Here is a 6,306-nt window from a genome sequence, read left to right on the forward strand (position 1 = left end):
CTCGGATCGGGTCCGGGGCGGCGGCTCCAGCAGCCGCCACCCCGGACCGGGCAACGCGTCAGGCGATCCGGTAGGCCCGCTGGATCGTCTGCGTGACAGTGTTGCCGGCGGTGTCGGTGGCGGTCAGTCGCAGCGAGACGAACCCGGCCCGTCGCGGATGACTGATCAGCGCGACGTTCCGGATCACCGGCAACGCAACCCACGTCCGGCCGTCGTCGAACGACGCGGACACGGCGAGCTTCCGGTTGGCCGCGGCCTTCGAGCCGGCCTGCCGGTCCAGCGCCACCGGGATCGTCATGACCCGGCCGGCCCGTGCGGTGTTGGTGTCGTCGAGCACTGGCGTCGGGCGAGCAGTGGTCAGCGGCAACCGCTCCGGCGACGTGGTGTGCGCCGAGGTGAAGGTCCAGGCCACCGAGACCGACGTCGACAGGGTGTCCGGTGCGCCTCGGGTGGCGGTCGCCTCCAGCCGGTAGGTGGCCTTCCCGGCGGGCACCGCGAACTCGGCCCACGGGCTGTCCGAGGTGCCGATCTCCTTACCGTCGCGCAGCAGCCGGAACCGCACCGGCTGGTCGTCGCGGCTCGCGGGGCGACCGGTCGCGTCGCCGAACAGGGGCACCGACGCGATCGAGATGGCGTCGCCGTCGCGGCCCGCGTACCCCAGGGGTGACAGGGTCGGCGCCTGGGTCACGGAGGGCCCGAAGGGTGCCGCGTTCCAGGTCTGGGTGTACGTACGCCCCGACCTGACTGTCGAATCCTGCGTCGTGAGGTTGTCCCCCTCGACGAACGTGGACGTCCAGACGATGCCGCCGTCGGTGTTGTAGTACTCGGTGCCCTTGAACGGCAGGTCGACAGGCGTGTTCGACCCGATCGGGCCCGCGCCTCCGGGCGCCGACGCGCGGTGGAACCGGGTTGCCGTCGCCGTCGTGGACTGGCTGCGGTAGGTCGTCTTGACAGTGGCGAGGTTCTTCGGTGACAGCTTCCTGGTCAGGCCGGTGAACATGTCGCCAGTGCCGACGTACGCCAGGTCGTAGGTGTAGGGGCTGTTCCGGAAGGTGCCGTCAGTGCCCGGCCGGGCGAGCCCGACGCCCAGCGTCGCGGTGAACTCGGGTGCCGTGACGGCGGGCCCGAGCCGGCCGAAGAAGATGTCAGTGAAGGAGACTCCGCTGAGTTGGACGCCCGGGTAGCGCATGCCGTCGTCCCAGTTGGCGCTCACGTTGATCGAGATCGGCGCGGCGTCGCGCTGCGGCACCGTCAACGCGACCGGCTTGGCGTTGCGGGCGTCTACCGCCTCGGTGACCGGGCCGCGTACGTCCAGGACCGGCTGCGCGAGCAGTGTCGACACGGCACCCTCGTGGATGGTGCTGTACAACGCGTACCGACCCTTGGGCAGCCGCAGGACGCCGCCGCCCGGTGTCGCGGGGAGGGTGCTGAACTCTCCGGTGGTCAGGTTCGCCGCCACTGTCGTGTACTCGGTGGCCGGCCTGCCGTCGCGTCCGGTGTGGTTGAGCCGCACGTCGTAACTCTCGATCTCACGGTTCAACACGAAGGGCGTCCGTACCCGCAGGTCGCCGGCGGCGGTCGCGGTCAGCGCGCCCTGGTAGACGCCGTCCGGGGCGTCCACCCGGGTGTCCACGGTGATCGTCGCCTTGGCGCTGCCGCCGGCCGGCACCACGAGCGTGGCCGGGCTGACGGTGAGCATGCCGGCCGGGGCCGGAGCGATTGCCAGCGTCAGTGTGACCGGCGCGGTGCCAGAGTTGCGGTAGCCGACGACCTGGGTGATCGGGCTGTCGTCGGCGTGCGGCCAGCGCTGTACCGGAAAGTCGATGGCGGCGATGTCGGTGGCGACCGGCTGGGCGACCGCGCGGGCGATGTCCACCCGGCCGGCGCCCTGCTCGTAGATCGTGTCCTCGCCGGTCGGTTTGGCCGAGTCCATCAGGGCGGCCTTGAGCTGCGGGCCGGACCAGTCCGGGTGCTGCCCGGCGAGAATCGCGGCGGTGCCGGCCACGTGCGGGGTCGCCATCGACGTACCCGACATGGTGGCGTAGTCACCGCCCGGGGCGGCGGCCACGATGTCGACGCCCGGCGCGCTGATCTCGGGCTTGATGTGGTTGTCGCCGACGCGCGGGCCCCGGCTGGAGAAGTAGGCCCGCTGGTCGTCGGCGTCCACGGCGGCGACGGCGAGAGCGTCGTCGGCGGAGGCCGGCGAGGAGACCGACTTCGGCTTCCCCTCGTTGCCGGCCGCGACCACGAAGAGGGTGCCGTACTCGTGGCTCAGCTCCTGGACCGCGGTCTCCAGCGGGTCGAGGCCGGGTGCGTCGTCGCCGCCCACGCTGAGGTTGACCACCCGGGTCTGCGGCGCGAGCCACTGCATGCCGGTGATGATGTCCGAGTCCTGGCATTCGGTGGTGGCGCAGACCTTGCCGACGAGCAGTTTCGCCCCTGGCGCGACCCCGCGATACCTGCCGCCGGAGGCGGCACCGCTGCCGACGATCGTCGAGGCCACGTGGGTGCCGTGGCCGACCGCGTCGCTCGGGTCGTTGCCGCCGGTGAAGTCCCGGACCTCGGTGAGGTGCCCGGCGAAGTCGGGGTGGCCGGCGTCGATCCCGGTGTCCAGCACGCCGACTGTGACGCCGGTGCCGTCGAAACCGGCCTGCCACGCCGCCGGGGCACCGATCTGCGGCACGCTGCGATCGAGGGAGACGGTGCGCTTGCCGTCCAGCCAGATGTGGGTGACGCCCGTGGTGAGGGTGCGAGCGGACGTCGTACCTCGGGTGAGCGACGTCCAGAGCGTCACCCGGTCGTCCCGGTCCGCCCGGACGGCGAGCGCGTGCGCGGCCGGAAGATCGGCCCGCACCCGCCCGGCGCCCCCGGTGGTCGCGGTCCGTGCCCGCGCCGCCATGTTCTCGGGGTACGCGACCAGCAGCGGCAACTCGGCTGCCCGGTCGTCGTAGCCGAAATCGCCGAGCGTGCTGAGGTCGAACAGACGTCGATCGAGCCGCCCGTCTCGCACCAAGGGCATCGCGTCCACCGGGATGACGTACTGGTGACCGTCCTCCCGGCTGCTCACGAACCGCATGCCGGCCCGACCCGGCCCGCGCTGGATCTGTGGGCGCCCGGCCGCGTCCAGCGAAACCCGGTCACCGGTGATCAGTGTGAAGGTTCCGTGGGTGCCGGGGGCCGTGGCCGTCGGCGTTTCCTGCGCGTTCGCCGGTTGGGCGATCAGGCCCGCCGCAACCAGCGCGGTCGCGAGTACGCCGGCTGTCAGGGCGCGTCGTTGCCGTCGTCGCACATCGTCCTCTCCGACACGGGCGTCTCCCGGGTCGGCACGATGACGCCTGACCAGGTCGTTAGGTTGATCACCCTGGTGTGACAGAGGCCACAATCGCACCCCGCGCCGACGTGAGCTGTCCACCCTGGCGAGTTCGATGCGGCGGTGACCAGGGGACGAGGCATGGGAGGGCACCGGTCGGATGCGTGACGCCGAAGAGTTCGACGCCCTCTACGCGGCCTGCGCGGGTCGGGTCGTGGGTCACGTGTACGCGCTCACCGGCAACCGCGCCGAGGCGGAGGACGCCGTCGCCGAGGCGTTCATGCGGGCCTGGCAGCGATGGGCGACGGTGCGGGAGACGGACAGTCCGGAGGCATGGGTACGCCGGGTGGCCTCCCGGATCGCGGTGAGCAGCTGGCGCAAGGCGTTCAACCGGGTACGCGCACACCGCCGGGCCGCTGTCGACCAGGGCGTGCCCGGACTGAACGAGGACCACGTCGCACTGCTGCAGGCGCTGCAACGGCTGAGCGCCAACGAGCGGCGGGCGGTTGTGCTGCACCATCTCAACGACCTCAGCGTCGCGGAGGTGGCAGCCGAGATGGAGGCCCCCGTCGGAACGGTGAAGACGTACCTCGCCCGTGGTCGGAGAGCGATGGCCGGGTTGCTGACCGATGCGCACCAGGAGGAGACCTCCCATGGCTGATCCGCGCGACGATCTCACAGCGATCGTGGACGAGGTCCGGCAAGTCACCACGCTGCCGGGGGCACAGACGTTGCGGCACCGCAGCGACCGGCGTCGGCGGCGTCGGGCGGCCGTCGGCGCGGCGGGACTGGCCGTGGTGGCCCTCGCCGTTGGCACCGCCCTGGTGCGGGTACGGGACAACGTCGAGACGCCCGGTGTCGGTCCGGCCACCCCTGTCGTACCGCCAGTGGTCCCGTCCGAGACCGCCTCGGCGGGACCGCAGGAGATCCTCGGTGGCCGGCGGCAGGTCCAGATCCTGCTGCCCGGCATGCGCGGGGCCACGTTGGCGATCGACAGCGACGGCGACCAGGTGCGGGCCACCACCGAGCAGGGCATCGACGATCGGGCGCTGTGGGTGCTGCGCCCCGAGGGCGACAGGTACCGGGTCCTCCTGGCGTCCGGTGCCGACGCGATCTGCATGACGGTCGTGCACGACGCAGCGCCGGGCAGCGTACGCGGCCGGGCGTGTGATGCCGCCGCCTCGACGCAGCTCTTCCGGATCGATCAGGTTCCGGACGGCAGCTACTCGATCTTCCATGGCAGGCGTTACGTCCAGGTGGTCGACGGCACCAACGCCCTGGTCCCCGACCTGCCCGAGGGCCTGACCACCACGTACGAGTTCCTGGACCGCGGGCCGAGGTGAGCGGCCTCGACGGCGGGCCGCGATCGTGGCGTCGGTGTGGTGCGGCGCGGACGTGATGCCGCCCGTCGAGCCGGAGGCTGGCGTCGAAAGGTTTCGATGATATAGGGCCGAAACTTTCGGAAAAACATTGACACTCTGCGATGGGCCGGCCCAGGCTTGACGTGGCTGGCAATCGTGATCATCGATCTCGCTTCGTCCCTTCCTGTAATCACCACCTCGGAAGGAGACCTCTAGTGACCATTCCCTCGGGCCGTTCCAGGACCCGGTCCATTGTCGTCGTGCTGGCGCTGGCAGCGCTCACTGTCGCCGGATCGGTATCGGTAGTGACACGAACGACGAACGCCCACGCCGCAGCAGGCACGCTGGCCGTGGCAGTGGAGGACGAGGGCGTCGACTGCGCCGTCGCCGGTCTGCCGGACCTGGGCTCGCTGCCCACCAACGCCAAGCTCCCCGACCCCTTCAAGAAGCTGAACGGGACGACCATCACCGCCAAGTCCGACTGGCGCTGCCGGCGGGCGGAGATCAAGGAGCTTGCCGAGAAGTTCGTCTTCGGCGACAAGCCGGCCAAGCCCGCCACGGTCACGGGGACGGTGTCCAACAGCACCATCACCGTCAACGTGGCACACAACGGCAGGAGCTCCACCTTCTCGGCGCGGGTCGAGCTGCCCAGCGGCACCGGTCCCTTCCCCGCCGTCGTGGTGGTCGGCGGGTTCGGTGCGGACACGGCCACCATCAAGGCCGCCGGTGCTGCCGTGATCAGTTACGACCCGTTGGCAGTCGGGCGCGAGGGCACTCCCCGGAACAACAAGCAGGGCGCGTTCTACAGCATCTACGGCTCATCGAGCAGCACCGGACTGCTCGCCGCCTGGGGGTGGGGCGTGAGTCGAATCATCGACGTCATCGAGCAGTCCGACAGCAGGATCCTCAAGGCGGACGCGATGGGCGTCACCGGTTGTTCCCGTTACGGCAAGGGTGCCTTCGCGATCGGTGTGTTCGACCAGCGCATCGCCCTGACCATGCCGATCGAGTCGGGCAGCGCTGGCGTCCCGATCTTCCGGGGTATCCCGGGTGAGGGCGCGCAGAGCCTGAGCAGCGCATACGGGGAGCAACCCTGGCTGGGCGACGCGTTCGGATCCTTCACCGGCAGTCCGAACCGGCTCCCGGTGGACACCCACGAGATGGTCGCCATGGTGGCACCGCGCGGGCTGTTCATCATGGACAACCCGCACATCGCCAACCTCGGCCCCCGGTCGGCGAGCGTCGCGGCCCTGGGCGGCGCGGAGGTCTACAAGGCGCTCGGCGCCGGCGACAACATCACCTACTGGTCAGACGTGCAGGACGGCAGCCACTGCGCCAACCGCTCCGAGTGGCGTACCCCGTTGCAGAACAACATCCGCAAGTTCCTGCTGAGGACGGGCAACGAGCCGGGTGTGATCCGGATTTCCAGCAAGGCGCTCGGCCGGTTGGCCGACTGGCGGGACTGGCCGACGCCGGTCCTGACTGACGGCCCGACCACCCCGCCGCCGACCACCCCGCCGCCGACGACGCCACCGCCGATTGAGTGTCGTGGTAGCGCTGGCCATGGCACTTGCCGTCGCCGACCGCACTGGCGGCCAGTTCATCGACGACCAGATCCAGCTGCTGCGGCCGGGC

4 protein-coding genes are annotated in these 6,306 nt (G+C 70.8%); 3 read left to right on the plus strand and 1 reads right to left on the minus strand.

Annotation, left to right across the window (positions count from 1 at the left end):
* Positions 1-58 precede the first annotated feature (58 nt).
* Positions 59-3,289 (minus strand): S8 family serine peptidase, encoded by a 3,231-nt coding sequence (locus AB0C20_RS00680; protein WP_357178331.1) that lies wholly within the window; start codon positions 3,287-3,289, stop codon positions 59-61.
* 181 nt (positions 3,290-3,470) lie between these two features.
* On the opposite strand from AB0C20_RS00680, the gene AB0C20_RS00685 reads away from it, so the two are divergent.
* The 3 genes from AB0C20_RS00685 to AB0C20_RS00695 all read left to right on the plus strand — a co-directional run.
* Positions 3,471-3,971: a sigma-70 family RNA polymerase sigma factor gene (locus AB0C20_RS00685; protein WP_238687504.1), complete on the plus strand. Its 501-nt coding sequence runs from the start codon at positions 3,471-3,473 to the stop codon at positions 3,969-3,971.
* Positions 3,964-4,653 carry a hypothetical protein gene (locus tag AB0C20_RS00690; protein ID WP_357178327.1) on the plus strand — a complete coding sequence of 230 codons (690 nt, stop codon included), beginning with the start codon at positions 3,964-3,966 and terminating at the stop codon, positions 4,651-4,653. Before AB0C20_RS00685 ends, AB0C20_RS00690 begins: the two co-directional genes overlap by 8 nt.
* A gap of 233 nt (positions 4,654-4,886) precedes the next feature.
* On the plus strand, positions 4,887-6,306 hold a 1,420-nt coding region (locus AB0C20_RS00695; RefSeq protein ID WP_357566914.1), incomplete at its 3' end, for a cellulose-binding protein.

This window comes from Micromonospora sp. NPDC048843 (genome assembly GCF_040649965.1).
Lineage (GTDB): Bacteria > Actinomycetota > Actinomycetes > Mycobacteriales > Micromonosporaceae > Micromonospora > Micromonospora hortensis.